Below are 15,025 nucleotides of genomic sequence, written 5' to 3'. Positions count from 1 at the left end.
CACTCAGAACATTCGGATCAAACGACATGGCGCGCCAGCCAGACGACAAAGCAGCCGCAAAGTTTTCCAGCGAGGATTCCGCACTCGTCCGCGAGCTCGCTCTGCTGCTCGATGAGACCAGCCTCACCGAGATCGAGATCGAGCGCGCGGGCCTGCGCCTGCGCGTCGCCCGCAACATCAGCGTCGCCGCGACCATGCCCGTTCCGGTGGCGCATACGGCCCCCCTGCCGGTTGCGGCTGCCGCACCCGCGGCCGCTGCGGCCGACATGTCGAAGCATCCGGGCGCCGTGTCCTCGCCGATGGTCGGCACCGCCTATTGGGCGCCCGAGCCCGGCGCCAAGCCGTTCGTCGAGGTCGGCTCGAAAGTCTCGGTCGGCCAGACCCTGCTGATCATCGAAGCGATGAAGACCATGAACCAGATCCCCTCGACGCGCGCCGGTACGGTGACCCAGATCCTCGTCGAGGACGGCCAGCCGGTCGAGTTCGGCGAACCGCTGGTGATCATTGAATGAGCGAGTGGCGAATGGCGAATAGCGAATGGTCGCCGCATCGCCATTCGCTATTCGCTACTCCCTATTCGCCAGTTGAGGCACCATGTTCGACAAGATCCTCATAGCCAATCGCGGCGAGATCGCCCTTCGCATCCTGCGGGCCTGCAAGGAGCTCGGGATTGCGACCGTCGCCGTGCACTCCACCGCCGACGCCGACGCCATGCATGTGCGCCTGTCGGACGAAAGCGTCTGCATCGGGCCGCCGCCGTCGAAGGACAGCTACCTCAACGTGCCAGCGCTGCTCGCGGCCTGCGAGATCACCGGCGCCGACGCCGTGCATCCCGGCTACGGCTTCCTCTCGGAGAATGCGCGCTTCGCCGAGATCCTCGGCGAGCACAATCTGCAATTCATCGGCCCCAAGGCCGAGCACATCCGCCTGATGGGCGACAAGATCGAGGCCAAGAAAACCGCCAAGAAGCTCGGCATCCCCGTGGTGCCCGGCTCCGACGGTGCGGTTGGTCCCAACGACGATGCGATAGCGATCGCCAGGAAGATCGGTTTTCCCGTGCTGGTGAAGGCGGCTGCCGGCGGCGGTGGCCGCGGCATGAAGGTCGCGCAGACCGAGGCGGATCTCCAGGTGGCGCTGTCGACGGCGGCCAACGAGGCCAAGTCCGCCTTCGGCGACGCCTCCGTCTATCTGGAGAAATATCTCCAGAAGCCGCGCCACATCGAGATCCAGATTCTCGGCGACGGCCGTGGCGGCGCGATCCATCTCGGCGAGCGCGACTGCTCGCTGCAGCGCCGCCACCAGAAGGTCTGGGAAGAAGGCCCCTCGCCCGTGCTGGCCGCGGCTGCGCGCGCCAAAATCGGCGAGACCTGCGCGAAGGCGATGCGCGAGATGAAATATCTCGGCGTCGGCACCATCGAATTCCTGTTCGAGGACGGCGAGTTCTACTTCATCGAGATGAACACGCGCATCCAGGTCGAGCATCCCGTCACTGAAAGCATCACCGACATCGATCTCGTGCTGGAGCAGATCCGCATCGCTGCCGGCGGCGAGCTGCCGGCCAAGCAAAGCGAGATTCAGATCATCGGCCATGCGATCGAGTGCCGCATCAACGCCGAGAACCCGCAGACTTTCCGCCCCTCGCCGGGCCGCATCACGCAATATCATCCGCCTGGCGGGCTCGGCGTCCGCATCGATTCCGCGGTCTATCAGGGCTACACGATCCCGCCCTATTACGATTCCCTCGTCGGCAAGCTGATCGTTCACGGCAAGACCCGCGCCGAATGCCTGATGCGGCTGCGCCGGGCACTGGATGAGATGGTGGTGGAAGGCATCGAGACCACCCTGCCGCTGTTCCGTGACCTCGTGCGCCAGGACGACATCATTAACGGCGATTACCACATCCACTGGCTCGAGCAGTACCTCGCCGGCAAGCCGGAACCGGCCGCGCAGTAATCCGTCCGTGGAACCCTTTGGCCCCAATCGCATTATGGACGGTTGGGGGCAGTTCCAAGGGGGCGTTTTGAACTCCGCTACACCTAACAAGGCGAGACCGTCGTGACAGCTGGGGAACAGCGGCGGCGTGCATTCTGGCAGATCCTGCTGTTCGCTGCAGGACTTCTGGTGCTGACCGTGATCAGCGCCGGCTCCGTCTATCTCGTCAATCAGGCCCGAGACGACAGCAAATGGTTGGTTCATACCCTCGAGGCAGAGAACCAGATCAATGCTCTGCTGCTCGAAGTCCGGCGTGCGGAGAGCGCCCTGCGCGGCTATATCCTGACGTTGGGACCGGAATTCCAGGACGACCACGAGAAGGCCGTCGCCGCAATCATTCCTGCGCTTGACCGGGTCACACGCCTCACGGGCGACAATCCCGCGCAGCGCGACAGCATCGAGAAACTGAGCGCGGCGATCGAGACCCGCCTCGGCCAATTCGCGCGCGAGATCAAACTGATCGGGCAGGGCCAGCAAGCCCAGGCCGCAGCGCTGGCTCGCGAGGCGGCCGCCGGCAACACCACCGCCACGATCGGCAGTGTCGCGGGCGCAATGATGGCCGAGGAGGAGCGACTGTACCGGCTCCGCTCGGCGAATGCCGACCGCAGCCAGACGCTCGCTGCCTCGATGACCGGCATCGGCTCGGGCCTCGTTGTGCTGCTGGCCCTGATCTCGGTCTGGCTGGTGCGGCGGTCTGCCCGTGCCCGTGACGACGCCGAGACACGCCTGCGCGACGCCAACCTCAATCTGGAGGCAATCGTCGATGAGCGCACGGCAGACCTGCGCGAAGCCAACGACGAGATCCAGCGCTTTGCCTATATCGTCAGCCATGACCTGCGCTCGCCGCTGGTCAACATCATGGGCTTCACCAGCGAGCTCGACGAATTGGGCAAGGACATCTTTCGACGGATCGGAGTGCTCACAGGCGTGCCGGCAGGCGGCCCGCCCGTCGATGTCGCGGACATCCCGCTCGACGGCCCCGACAAGCAGCTTTCGGCGGATTTTTCCGAAGCGCTCGGTTTCATCAAATCTTCAATCGCCCGGATGGACCGGCTGATCTCGGCGATCCTCAATCTCACCCGCGAGGGCCGGCGCGAGTTCCAGCCTGAAAGGATCGATACGCGCGAGTTTATCGAGGCCATCGTCTCGTCGCTGGCGCATCAGGCGGCCGAGGCGCAGGCCGAGTTCCACGTCGAGCCGCTGCCGAATATCGTTAGCGACCGCCTTGCGCTGGAGCAGATCTTCTCCAATCTGATCGACAACGCGATCAAGTATCTGAAGAGCGGGGTGCCCGGCGAGATCAGAATTCGCGGGCGCACCAAGCTTGGCTACGCTATCTTCGAAATCAGCGATAACGGCCGCGGTATCGATCCGAAGGATCACCAGCGGATTTTCGACCTGTTCCGCCGGGCGGGAACCCAAGACAAGCCCGGCCAGGGCATCGGTCTCGCCCATGTGCGTGCACTTGTGCGCCGCCTCGGCGGCACGATGTCGGTATCGTCGGAACTGAACGCGGGCAGCACTTTCACAATCACGCTGCCCATCTCGTGGAAGGCCAGCAACCGGAACGCTGACAAATGACATTGCCCGTCACCATCATCATGATCGAGGACGACGAGGGCCACGCCCGGCTGATCGAGCGCAACATCCGCCGCTCCGGGGTCAACAACGAGATCGTGTCGTTCGCCAACGGCACTGCGGCGATGAAGCATCTGTTCGGCGCCGACGGCACCGGGCTGAACCAGAAGGGCAACGCGCTTCTGATCCTGCTCGACCTCAACCTGCCCGACATGAGCGGGATCGATATCCTGAAGCAGATCAAGGAAAACAAATATCTCAAGGCTTCGCCCGTGGTGGTGCTGACCACAACCGACGACAGCCAGGAGATCAAGCGCTGCTACGAGCTCGGCTGCAACGTCTACATCACAAAACCCGTCAATTACGAGAATTTCGCCAATGCCATCCGGCAGCTCGGCCTGTTCTTCTCGGTCATCCAGGTCCCGCCCGCCGCCTCATGACCCAGCGCATGCCAACCCTGCTTTACATCGATGACGACGGCGCGCTGGCGCGCCTGGTCGAACGCGGCCTGACGCGCCGCAGCTACAAGGTCATCCACGCCGCGAGCGGCGAGGAAGGCCTCGAACGCATCCGCCGTGCGGGAGCCCAGGAAAGCATCGAGGACTGCATCGATGTCGTGGCGCTCGACCAGTACATGCCGGGTCTCGACGGGCTTGAGACGCTCGAGCAGATCATGGCGATCCCGGGCGCCCCGCCGGTGGTGTTCGTCACGGCCTCGCAGGATTCCAGCATCGCCGTCACCGCGCTGAAGGCGGGCGCGGCTGATTATCTGGTCAAGGACGTCAAAGGCGACTTCATCCCGTTGCTGCATGTCGCGGCCGAAGGCGCGCTGCGCCAGGCCGAGTTGCAGCGGGCGCGCGAGGAAGCCGAGGCCGAGATCCATGCCTCGCGCGACCGCTACGCAGCGCTTGCCGCCGAGCGCGAGCTGTTGCTGCGCGAGGTCAATCACCGCGTCGGCAATTCGCTCCAGATCATCGCCTCGCTGCTGCATCTGCAGGCGAGCTCAGCAGCACAGGAGGAGGTCAAGGCCGCGCTGACCAACGCGATGGGCCGCGTCGCCGCCGTCGCCCAGGTGCACCGCCGCCTCTACACCTCGCAGGATTTGAAGAGCGTCGTGCTCAATCAGTACCTGGATTCCCTGCTCGAGGATCTCCGCCGCTCCGCCGAAGGCGACCGGATGTCGCGTCTGACGCTGAAGGCCGAACCGATCGAGATCGACCCGGACCGCGCGGTCGCCGTCGGCATCATCGTCAACGAGCTGGTGATGAACGCGGTGAAATACGCCTATCCCGACGGCGCCGGCCCGATTCACGTCGAGCTGACTTCACAGGGCGACGATCTCCTGCTGTCGATCAGCGACGACGGCGTCGGCGACAACGTCAAGGCCGATCCGCGCTCCACCGGCATGGGCCAGCGCATTGTCGCGGCGATGGCGACCAAGCTCGATGCCACCGTCGAGCGCGATCCCGCACATTCCGGAACCCGCATCATCCTCAGGTTCCGCCGCACCCCCGCGGCACCCGGCAACGCGAACAGCGCTGCGACAGGTTGATCCTCGCATCCGGTATCGCCCCCATCGCACGCGCAGCGCGATCCTGCTATGATCAGGTGCTATGACTTCGCGCGACTCCGCCTCGTCTGAAATCACGCCGGCCGTGCTGCTGCGCGCCTATGCCTGCGGCATCTTTCCGATGGCCGAGAGCGCCGACGACCCGACCCTGTTCTGGGTCGAGCCGGAAATGCGCGGCGTGATCCCGCTCGGCGGCTTTCGCGTTGCCTCGCGCCTTGCGCGCACCGTGCGCTCGGATGCGTTTCGCGTCACCGTCAACACCGCCTTCAAGGCGACCATCGCCGGCTGCGCCGCACCGCAGGCCGGACGCGAGGACACCTGGATCAACAAGCGCATCCGCGACCTCTATGGCGGCCTCCACGAGCTCGGCCATTGCCACAGCGTGGAGGCCTGGCAGGGCGACGACCTCGTCGGCGGCCTGTACGGCGTGAGCCTGGGGCGCGCCTTCTTCGGCGAGAGCATGTTTCACGCCGCGCGCGACGCATCGAAGGTTGCGCTGGTGCATCTGGTCGCGCGGCTGATCCATGGCGGCTTCGAGCTGCTCGACACCCAATATGTCACCGAGCATCTCAAGAGCTTTGGCGCGGCCGAGATCTCGCGGCGGCGCTACACCGCGCTGCTCGACAAGGCGCTCGCCGGCGAGCCCGGTGATTTCCTGCGATTGTCTTCGGGGGATGCGATCCCGGGCAGCCGCGCGCTCGAGATCATCGCCTCGCGGCAATAAATCAGATTACCGGCCGAAGCCGGGGATACCGAACAGGCCCGGCCGCTGCTCCGGCGGCGGAGGTGGTGGCGCAGGCTGCTGCTGCTGGATCGGCGGCAGAGGCTGCGGCGGACGCTGCTGCACCTGCTTGGGTGCGGCCTTCTTCTGCGCGGCAGGCGGCGGTGGCGGCGCAGGCTTGGTCGCGGGATCGGGCGCGGCGGTCGCAATGGTCTGCTGCGGCTCTTTGCAGTCGGTGAGCCAGATGTCGTAGATCGGGTGCTCGACGCCGTGCAAGCCGGGGCTTGCGGCATACATCCAGCCGGAGAAGATCCGCTTCACCTCGCCCTGCAAGGTGATCTCGTCGACCTCGACGAAGGCGTCGGTGTTGGTCGCTTCCGTGGCGGGCCGCGTGTAGCAGGCGTCGGTCTTCACCCGCAGCGCGCCGAACTGCACGGTCTCGCCGATATCCTCGTCGAAATTGATGATGCGCCCGGTGATCTTGTCGAGGCCGGAGAAGGTCGCCTTCTTGTTCACGATCTTCTGGGCCGGCGGCTCGGTGACGACCTCGTCGCCCGGCTGGAGGGTCGCAGGCGCCTGCGGCACGGCGCCCTGCTGGGTTCCGCCCTTCTGCGGCGGCTGACGCTGGCCGGGAGTTCCGCCCGGCTGAGCAGGCGCGCCCGGCGGCGCCACGGCGACGGGGGGCGGCTGGTTCGGCGGCGCGATGCTGGTGCCCGGCGGGGGCGCCAGCGGCTGGCTCTCGACCGGGCCGGGCATGGCATTGCCCTGTCGGCTCGACGGCGGCATCGGGCGCGACGGCAGCACGCGACCCTGCGGCGGCAGCTCGGGCACCTCTTCGTCGTCCTCGGGGGTCGGCTGCGGTTGCGGCTGCCCGCCACGGGGAATGCTCCCCGGCGGCCGCAACGGCGGCGGATCGGAGAAGATCGTGCCGATCTGCGCCTGCGCGGGCGTCGCCACCGTCAAAGCGGTAGCGGCCAAAAGCGCCGCAAGACCTGTCAGGGTAAGGGTTCGAAACATAATCTCGCGCGGCTTCAACAGCGAATCGGGCTTGCTGGACATTCTACAGGGGATACCGCCGCTCGCAGGCCATCCGGTTAACACGCCGAATACGGCGGGGAAAGGGCGGCATCCCTGCCCGCCCCGCCTCCGGCGTGACAGGCCGGCGCCCGGATGGGATAGTTGGAGGCCCCGTACCGGGGCCGAAGCGGGCATCGCCTCCCGAAAATGACGTCCAACGATAACCAGGACCTCTGGGGTACCTGCTCATGCCCGTGAAGGCACTGGACTGAGAACGCCATCATCCGAATGTCGTCTGCGCTCAAACCTGTCTTCGCGCTTCCCATCCGCGGCCTGACCTGGCTTGGCGGCCAGGGTACGCGTGCGGTGGCCGCCGTGGTGTTCATCGCCGCCGCAGTGCCGCCGCTCGGCGCGCTCCTGCGTCCCTACGTCACCGAAGCGATCCTCGTTCTGCTCTGCATCTCCTTCATGCGGGTGGACCTGGCGGCGCTGTACGGACATCTGCGCCGGCCGGCGCTGGTGGCGACCGCCACGGCCTGGACCACGATCGGCGTGCCGCTGATTGTCGGACTGATCGCGCATGCGACCGGGCTCACCGACCGCGCGCCTGGCCTGGCGCTGGCGCTGATGCTCCAGAGCGTGGCCTCGCCGATGATGGCTTCTCCGGCGTTGGCCGCGCTGATGGGCCTCGATGCCACGCTGGTGCTGATCACGCTGGTGACCGCGACCGCGATCGTGCCGTTCACCGCGTCGCTGTTTGCGAGCCTCTTCCTCGGCGGCATGCTGAGCATTTCGCCGCTCACGCTCGGCCTGAAGCTGCTCGGCATCCTCGCAGCGTCGCTGCTGGCGGCAACCGCCATCCGCTGGATTTTCGGCGCCGATGCGATCCGGCGCCACAAGCAGCCGATCGACGGCTTCAACATCATCATCCTCGTGATCTTCGCGTCCGCGGTCATGGGCGATGTCGTGAGCGATCTGGTGGCGCAGCCGGTCTTCACGATCAGCCTCGCAGCTCTGTCCTTCGCGATCTATTTCACGCTGCTCGCCGTCACGACCTTGCTGTTCCGCCGCATCGGCTATGAGCGCGCGCTGGCGCTCGGGCTGATGGTCTCACAACGCAATCTCGGCCTGATGCTGGCCGCCACCGCCGGCGCGCTGCCGCCAACGACCTGGCTCTATTTCGCGATGACGCAGTTTCCGATCCACCTCGCGCCCTACATGCTGATGCCGATCGCGCGGCGGTTGGCGGCAAGGGCGGATACATCCAGCACGGCGGCTGCAGGCGAGACGGCCGCATCGAGCTGACAGGCCCCCGCAAGGCCCGAGAACGTCAACAAGGGTAGCTCAACTCAGATGGCAGCTCCGGCCAGCAAGGACGCAGCGCCAAGCGCCACCAGTGAAAGTCCAGGCCAATTCGATTTGATCCCAAAGCCCGTAGCCGGTCTTTCAGGTTCAAGGCTGTCACTGGGTCGCCCGGAGCGAAGCCGCCTTCCGCCACTTAGGCGGCCTCGCCAGATCGGCTGATAGGCCATCTGGAGCACGCCGCCGAAAACGAGGAGCACACCGAGCCAAATAAGTGTCATGTTCGTCTCCCGCACCAACGAATGCCCGAGAAGTTGTCTTCCACGGAAGACCCTCGTCCATTTCGATTGACTGTTTTTCAACGTCTGACCCGTGCTTTCGGTCCATTCGTGTCATCTGCTTGGATCCCACTTGGCCTGGCGGGCAGGCCTTTTGGGCGGAGGATGATCGGCTGGTCGTCAAAGCGAACCCTCCCCAGATTGATGAGTCCGCTTTAACCGGCCCGTGCGGCGCGGCGCAGCGCCTGCGGCGGCTGGCCGAAGGCGCGGATGAAGGCGCGGCGCATGCGCTCGGGATCGCGGAAGCCGGTCGCCTCTGCCACGAGCTCGATGGCCTCGCGCGAGGACTGCACACGCTCGCGGGCGACCTCGATCCGCAACCGCTCGATCGCTTTCGATGGCGTCGTGCCGGTCTCGGCGGCAAAGGCGCGGGCGAAATGCCGCGCGCTCATGCCGGCGCGATCGGCGAGGTTCTCCACCGTCAGCGGCGCGTCGAGATTTTCCCGCGCCCATGACAACAGCGCGCCGAAGCGTCCGTTCGGTGTCTTCAATTCCAGCAGCGATGAGAACTGCGACTGGCCGCCGCTGCGGCGATGGTAGAGCACGAGCTGGCGCGCGGTCGCCTGCGCGATCTCCTCGCCATGGTCCTCGGTGACCATCGCGAGCGCGAGGTCGATCCCGGCGCTGATGCCCGCCGACGTCCAGACATTGCCATCCCGGGTAAAGATCTGGTCCGGCTCGAACTTCACCTGCGGATAACGCGCGACGAAATCGCGGGTGCGGCCCCAATGCGTGGTGGCGCGGCGGCCGTCGAGCAGGCCGGCCTCCGCGAGCACATAGGCGCCCGAGCAGACGCTGGCGACACGCACGCCGCGTTTGGCCAGCCGCTGCACGAAGGCGAGCGTCGCCGGACAGCGCGCCGCCGCCGAGACGCCCGCACCACCCGCAACGACCAGCGTCGTGATCGCGTTCGCCGATTTGAGATCGCGCGCCATCATCTCGACGCCGGAGGACGAGCGCACCGCGCCGGCGTTCACCGCCAGCACGCGGAGCGCGAGCGGCTTGCCGCTGGCGCGTGCCGCGATCTCGAACACCGAGATCGGGCCGGCCGCATCGAGCAGCTGAAAATCCGGGAAGATCAGGATGCCGATCATGCTCATGTCCGAAAGTGAGGGAAATATGCCATTTTGGACAGGATGGCATCATGCCAATCTGCGGGCGTCAAGCACTTCATTGGAGGTTCTCATGTCGGCACCGCTCCAGATCGGACTTCTGGTGTTCCCGCGCGTCACGCAGCTCGACTTCACCGGTCCGTTGCAGGTGTTTTCATCTGTGCCCGGCGCGAAGCTGCACCTGGTCTGGAAGCGCATCGAGCCGGTGCCGAGCGATTCCGTTCTCACGCTGACGCCGACCACGACGTTTGCCGACTGCCCGCAGCTCGACGTGATCTGCGTGCCCGGCGGCGGCGGCACCGACGACCTGCTCAACGACGAGGAGGTGCTCGATTTCCTGCGCCGTCAGGCCGAGGGCGCAAAGTACGTCACCTCAGTCTGCACGGGATCGCTGGCGCTCGGCGCCGCGGGCCTGTTGAAGGGCTATCGGGCCGCGACCCATTGGAGTGCGATGGAGATGCTCGGCCAGTTCGGGGCGACGCCGACCAGGACACGCGTCTGCGTCGACCGCAACCGCATCACCGGCGGCGGCGTCACCGCAGGCATCGATTTCGCGCTGACGCTGGTCTCGATCCTGGTCGACCGCACCACGGCGGAAGCAATCCAGCTTCAGCTCGAATACAATCCGGCGCCGCCGTTCAATTCAGGCTCGCCCGACACGGCATCCGCGGAGGTGCTCGCCTTGCTCCGGGAGCGCGGCGCGCCAAGGCAGGCCCGCCGCCTCGAAGCGGTCGCGCGTGCGTCAGCGCGGGTGATGTAGCGCGCCCCACAACAGAAAAAGGCCGCCCGGTTTCCCAAGCGGCCTTTCCTGTCTTACGACGGCGCACATTCTCATCGGGCGATTTCGGAACTTGCAGACCGGGGGCCTATCTCCCGATCGAGTCCTGGTCGGCGGCCGCTGCATTTCGGGACAGTCGCGAACTGTTGCCCGAACCGAACGCGATGGTTTCCCATCTCCGTAAGATGGGTTGATTGAGCCGCATCGCACGCGCAGGCGCAATGGCCACGCAGCCAACATCCCCGCTGTTCCCATTGTCCACAGCGATGTGAGGCGGATGCGTGTGCATCCAATCCAGTGATGGAAGAGCGCGCGGCCTAGCCGGGCGTCCAGGGCTGGTAGTCGCCGGTCGCCTTGGGGCGCTTGCCGCTGGCCAAGGTCGAGCCCGAGGGCCGATAGGCCTTCGCCGTGCCGGTGAGATTCGGCAAATGCGGCTTCTCCCACTCGCGCGGCTGGTAGTTCTCCTCGGTCGGCGGCACGTCAACGGTGTGATGCATCCAGCCATGCCAGGACGGCGGAATACGGCTCGCTTCGGCATAGCCGTTATAGATCACCCAACGCCGCTCGAAGCCGAGCGTGGGGTCGATCTTGCCGCCGTTCGTGCGGTAGTAGCGGTTGCCCTGCTCGTCCTGGCCGACCAGCTCCCCGAACCGACGGGTCCAGAGTTGGGTGCCAAAGGTCTGGCCGTTCCACCAGGTGAAGAGCTTCAGGAAGAATTGTTTCATGCGGCAAGGGCCCTGCTTCGTGGAGTCCTGATGCCATCCGGACGGCCAAATGTCCAGTTCGCCCCGTGCGGCCCTGCCCCACGCCAAGGGGACGCCAAGGGGACGCCAAGCGCGGCGCCTCGGCCCGAGCGCCGCCGCAAAGCGAGCACGGTCCGTTCATGCCGGGTACAGCGGCCGCGTGGAAATCTAGCCCTTCACGCGCACACCGGCGTGAACCCAGGAACAACGGCCGTTTCGGTGGGTTTGATCCCGGGAAAAAGGAGTTTGACCATGAACAGTCTGAGAGTTTTGAGTGCCGCCGCGGCGCTGGCACTGGTGCTTCCGATGGCCACCCCAAGCTTCGCCCAGGGCCCTGGCGGTCGCGGCGGTGGCGGGGGCGGCCATTTCGGCGGCGGTGGCGGTGCTCACATCGGTGGGGGCGGCGGTGGTGCTCACTTCGGCGGCGGCGGCTTTAGTGGCGGCGCCCGGATGGGTGGTGGCGGCGGCAATTTCGCGGCCGGCGCGGCGGCGCGCCCGAGCGCCGGACCTGCCGCCGGACCTGCCTTTAACGGCGGTGGTCGCAACTTCGCAGCGGCCGGAGGCCACTGGAATGGTGGCGGAGGGAACTGGCACGGCGGCGGCTGGCATCGCCGCGGTGGCGGCTTCTGGCCCGGCGTTGCAGCCGGTGCCGCAATCGGCGCGATAGGCTCGTCCTACGCCTATTACGGCGGCGGCCCGTATTACGGCGATTCCTATTACGACGACAGCTATTATGACGACGGCGCATCCGTCGCCGTGGTGCCCGACACAGGCGGCGACTCGTCTGGCTATTGCGCTCAGCGCTATCGGTCCTACGACCCGGCGTCCGGCACCTATCTCGGCTATGACGGGCTGCGCCATCCCTGCCCGTAATACGGCCTGAAGGGAATCATCTGTGAGCGGCGCCGCGCAACGGCGCCGCTCATTTATGTGGGCCGCCGCGCTGAGCTCTTGCACGCCTCGTCGCGAACGCAGTCCATGACGCGCGGCGCAGCAGCTTTCGTTGGACCGCACGGATTTGTCTCAACCTGTCACAGAAATCCGAGGGAATTCACCTGCCACCGGAACCTGCAGAGGCGCTATGCATTCCGCCGTGCATATGTAGTTCGGTCCGATCCAAAATTGACCCGGCGCACGATTCGCCTATATCACCAATCACTGTGGGGACTTCGATCTACTAGGGAAGGTCATGCCGCGTATTCTCGTGGTCGATGACGATCCGATGGTCGGCGCGACCATCGAGGTCCTCCTCCTGCGCCAGGGCTTCGACGTCACGCTCACCGACGGCGGCGAAACGGGGTTGGCTGCGCTGGAGGCGCAGACGTTTGATGTCATGCTGGTTGATATCTTCATGCCGCATATGCGCGGCTTCGAATCCATCCGCATCTTTCACGAGCGTGCGCCGGCGATTCCGTTGATCGCCATGTCGGGCTATGCCTTCGCCTCATCCGCCTCGCCCTCCCCGGACTTCCTTCGCATGGCGCTCGAGCTCGGCGCCTCGCGCTGCCTGCGCAAGCCGTTCACGCCCGAGACGCTGTTGGTGACAATCCGGGAATGCCTCGGCGAGAGCGCGCCGCCGAAGGACCAGAAAGAGGCCCCTTGATTCCCTCGCAGCGCGTCATTCTCGGTGCTGGACTCGCCATCCTCCTGCTCATCACAGCCGCCTCGATCGGGCTCGACGTCAAGTCGCGCTCGGACGCGGCCTGGGTCAATCACACCGTCCAGGTCCTGAAGAAGATCTCCGATCTGCAGGTTCTGATCCGGCGCGCCGAGAGCGCCGCGCGCGGTTACGAGATCTACCGAAATTCCAGCTTCAGCGACGAGTTCCAGGAGGTGCACGCCCGGATCGCGCCGGCCCTTGCCGACCTCAAGCGCAGCGTGAACGACAATCCCGACCAGATCGCGCTGCTCGAGGGCATGGAGCCGCTGGCGCTCCGCCGGCTCGATATTGCCGCCGAGGCGATGCGCCTGCGCGCCACCAACGACGGGGCCGGCATTGCCGCGCTCCAGGGCAAGGGCGAGGGTCGCGGCCTGATGGACACGGTGATGGGCAATCTCGACCATCTGAGCGCAGAAGAGGAACGGTTGCTCACCGCGCGCTCCCAGGATTCGCGCCGCACCGGCATCGTGCTGCTCGGTATCGACGTCGCCGGCGCGCTGGTGATCCTGCTGCTGGTCGTGATGGTGATGCGCGAGAGCCAGCGCACCACGGTCGCGCTGAAGAGCACGCTGCTGGAGACCACGGCAGCCAACCAGCAACTCGAGGCGGCCGTGGCCGAGCGCACCGAGCATCTCGTCAACGCCCATGACGAGCTTCGCGTGTCGATCAACGTGCTCCAGAGCACGTTCCACAGCATGGCGGAGGCCGTGCTGGTCATCGACGCCGAGGGCAATGTCCTTTTGTCCAATCCGGCCGCGGAGCGCATGCTCCTGCATCGCGCCGGCATGAACCTACGCAATCTGCGCGCCCTGTCCGACGTCTTCCACGGCGACGGCGTCACGCCGCTCAAGTCCGACGAGCTGCCGTCCGTGCGCGTGCTGCGTGGCGACGAGTTCGAAGATCTGGAGATGATCGTCCGCCCGCACAGCGGCAACAGCGCGCGCCATCTGATGATCAGCGGCCGGCCGATGCGCGACGGGCAAGGCAACATCTCGGGCGGCGTGCTGGTCTATCACGACGCTACATCGTCGCGCGAAACCGAGCGGCAGTTGCACCAGTCGCAGAAGCTCGACGCCATCGGCAAGCTGACCGGCGGCGTCGCGCACGATTTCAACAACATGCTGACCGTGATCTCGGGCAACACCGAAACGCTGGTGGCGAGCCTGAAGGAGCAGCCCGAGCTGCAACGCGCCGCGCGCCTGATCGACGATGCTGCCGGGCGCTGCGCCGAGCTGATCCAGCACCTTCTCTCGTTTGCGCGCAGGCAGCCGCTGCAGCCGCGCAATGTCGACATCAACGCAGCGATCGCCGATATCGCAAAACTGTTGCGCCCCACCCTCGGCGAGCAGATCCAGATCGAGACCGTGCTGGAACAGGAACCGATGACGGCGCATATCGACCCGTCCCGCCTCACCAATGCCGTGCTCAACATGGCCATCAACGCCCGCGACGCCATGGCCAACGGCGGCAAGCTGCTGCTCGAGACCCACCGTGTCGTGCTGGACGAGGCCTATGCGAAGGCCAATGCCGACGTGCGGCCCGGCCCTTACGTAATGCTCGCGGTCAGCGACACCGGCACCGGCATGCCGCTAGATGTCCAGGAGAAGGCGTTCGAGCCCTTCTTCACCACCAAGGAGGTCGGCAAAGGCTCAGGTCTCGGCCTCTCCATGGTCTACGGCTTCGTCAAGCAGTCCGGCGGCCACATCAAGATCTACAGCGAGCAAGGCCACGGCACCACGATCAAGCTCTATCTGCCGCCGGGCGAAGGCGCGGCGGAAGCCACGGCCGCGATCGCACCACAGGCCGAAGGCGGCGCCGAGACCATTTTCGTGGTCGAGGACGACACGCTGGTGCGCAACTTCGTCACGGCGCAGCTGCAGAGCCTCGGCTACAAGACGATCGCCGCCGGCGACAGCCGCGCCGCGCTGCAATTGATAGAGGCGGGCCAGGCCTTCGACCTGCTCTTCACCGACGTCGTCATCCCCGGCGGCATGAGCGGCCGCGAGCTCGCCGACGAGGTGGCGAAGCGCCGGCCGGGGCTCAAAGTGCTCTACACCTCCGGCTACACCGACAACGCCATCGTCCACCACGGCAAGCTCGACGACGGCGTGATGCTGCTGACCAAGCCCTATCGAAGAAACCAGCTCGCCGAGATGATCCGGAAGGCGCTCAACGGCGGGGGGATGGCGGCGTCTTAAACAGGAGTGTGCCCGT

14 protein-coding genes are annotated in these 15,025 nt (G+C 66.0%); 11 read left to right on the top strand and 3 right to left on the bottom strand.

Going from position 1 to position 15,025, the window contains the following annotated elements:
* Nucleotides 1-26: 26 nt before the first annotated feature.
* From accB to aat, 6 genes are all read left to right on the top strand, one after another.
* Complete coding sequence (gene accB / locus FXB38_RS00125; protein WP_148748756.1) at nucleotides 27-512, top strand: acetyl-CoA carboxylase biotin carboxyl carrier protein; 486 nt, start codon at nucleotides 27-29, stop codon at nucleotides 510-512.
* Between the two features lie 82 nt (nucleotides 513-594).
* Nucleotides 595-1,953 (top strand): acetyl-CoA carboxylase biotin carboxylase subunit, encoded by a 1,359-nt coding sequence (accC, locus tag FXB38_RS00120; protein ID WP_148748755.1) that lies wholly within the window; start codon nucleotides 595-597, stop codon nucleotides 1,951-1,953.
* Nucleotides 1,954-2,055: 102 nt separating this feature from the next.
* Nucleotides 2,056-3,573: a sensor histidine kinase gene (locus FXB38_RS00115; RefSeq protein ID WP_148748754.1), complete on the top strand. Its 1,518-nt coding sequence runs from the start codon at nucleotides 2,056-2,058 to the stop codon at nucleotides 3,571-3,573.
* Entirely contained in the window at nucleotides 3,570-4,010 is a 441-nt protein-coding gene (locus FXB38_RS00110; protein WP_148748753.1) for a response regulator, read from the top strand. Before FXB38_RS00115 ends, FXB38_RS00110 begins: the two co-directional genes overlap by 4 nt.
* Nucleotides 4,007-5,122 (top strand): sensor histidine kinase, encoded by a 1,116-nt coding sequence (locus FXB38_RS00105; protein WP_148748752.1) that lies wholly within the window; start codon nucleotides 4,007-4,009, stop codon nucleotides 5,120-5,122. Before FXB38_RS00110 ends, FXB38_RS00105 begins: the two co-directional genes overlap by 4 nt.
* A gap of 61 nt (nucleotides 5,123-5,183) precedes the next feature.
* A complete protein-coding gene (gene aat, locus FXB38_RS00100) occupies nucleotides 5,184-5,864 on the top strand; it encodes a leucyl/phenylalanyl-tRNA--protein transferase (protein WP_148748751.1) in 681 nt (226 codons plus the stop codon).
* 6 nt (nucleotides 5,865-5,870) lie between these two features.
* On the opposite strand, the gene FXB38_RS00095 is transcribed toward aat, so the two are convergent.
* Nucleotides 5,871-6,920, bottom strand: a complete 1,050-nt coding sequence (locus FXB38_RS00095; protein WP_187434574.1) for a DUF2155 domain-containing protein — start codon at nucleotides 6,918-6,920, stop codon at nucleotides 5,871-5,873.
* 246 nt (nucleotides 6,921-7,166) lie between these two features.
* Here FXB38_RS00095 and FXB38_RS00090 point away from each other — a divergent pair, with 246 nt between their 5' ends.
* On the top strand, nucleotides 7,167-8,183 hold the full coding sequence (locus FXB38_RS00090) for a Na+-dependent transporter (protein ID WP_148748749.1): 1,017 nt from the start codon (nucleotides 7,167-7,169) through the stop codon (nucleotides 8,181-8,183).
* Nucleotides 8,184-8,673: 490 nt separating this feature from the next.
* Here the strand turns inward: FXB38_RS00090 and FXB38_RS00080 are convergent, their stop codons facing one another.
* Nucleotides 8,674-9,612, bottom strand: a complete 939-nt coding sequence (locus tag FXB38_RS00080; RefSeq protein WP_148748747.1) for a GlxA family transcriptional regulator — start codon at nucleotides 9,610-9,612, stop codon at nucleotides 8,674-8,676.
* A 91-nt stretch (nucleotides 9,613-9,703) separates the two neighbouring features.
* Between FXB38_RS00080 and FXB38_RS00075 the strand changes: the two genes are divergently transcribed.
* Entirely contained in the window at nucleotides 9,704-10,390 is a 687-nt protein-coding gene (locus FXB38_RS00075; RefSeq protein WP_148748746.1) for a DJ-1/PfpI family protein, read from the top strand.
* Between the two features lie 335 nt (nucleotides 10,391-10,725).
* On the opposite strand, the gene FXB38_RS00070 is transcribed toward FXB38_RS00075, so the two are convergent.
* The gene (locus tag FXB38_RS00070; protein WP_148748745.1) at nucleotides 10,726-11,133 is read right to left on the bottom strand and encodes an NADH:ubiquinone oxidoreductase subunit NDUFA12; all 408 of its coding nucleotides are present in this window, start codon (nucleotides 11,131-11,133) and stop codon (nucleotides 10,726-10,728) included.
* A 270-nt stretch (nucleotides 11,134-11,403) separates the two neighbouring features.
* Between FXB38_RS00070 and FXB38_RS00065 the strand changes: the two genes are divergently transcribed.
* From FXB38_RS00065 to FXB38_RS00055, 3 genes are all read left to right on the top strand, one after another.
* Nucleotides 11,404-12,024: a BA14K family protein gene (locus FXB38_RS00065; protein WP_187434573.1), complete on the top strand. Its 621-nt coding sequence runs from the start codon at nucleotides 11,404-11,406 to the stop codon at nucleotides 12,022-12,024.
* Between the two features lie 316 nt (nucleotides 12,025-12,340).
* Nucleotides 12,341-12,754, top strand: coding sequence for a response regulator (locus FXB38_RS00060; protein WP_148748743.1), 414 nt, complete (start codon nucleotides 12,341-12,343; stop codon nucleotides 12,752-12,754).
* Nucleotides 12,751-15,009 (top strand): CHASE3 domain-containing protein, encoded by a 2,259-nt coding sequence (locus tag FXB38_RS00055; protein WP_148748742.1) that lies wholly within the window; start codon nucleotides 12,751-12,753, stop codon nucleotides 15,007-15,009. Before FXB38_RS00060 ends, FXB38_RS00055 begins: the two co-directional genes overlap by 4 nt.
* Nucleotides 15,010-15,025 lie beyond the last annotated feature (16 nt).

It is taken from the genome of Bradyrhizobium cytisi, assembly GCF_008123515.1.
Lineage (GTDB): Bacteria > Pseudomonadota > Alphaproteobacteria > Rhizobiales > Xanthobacteraceae > Bradyrhizobium > Bradyrhizobium cytisi.
Note: the sequence above shows the minus strand (reverse complement) of the source record. Positions and strands in the feature narration are given on the sequence as shown.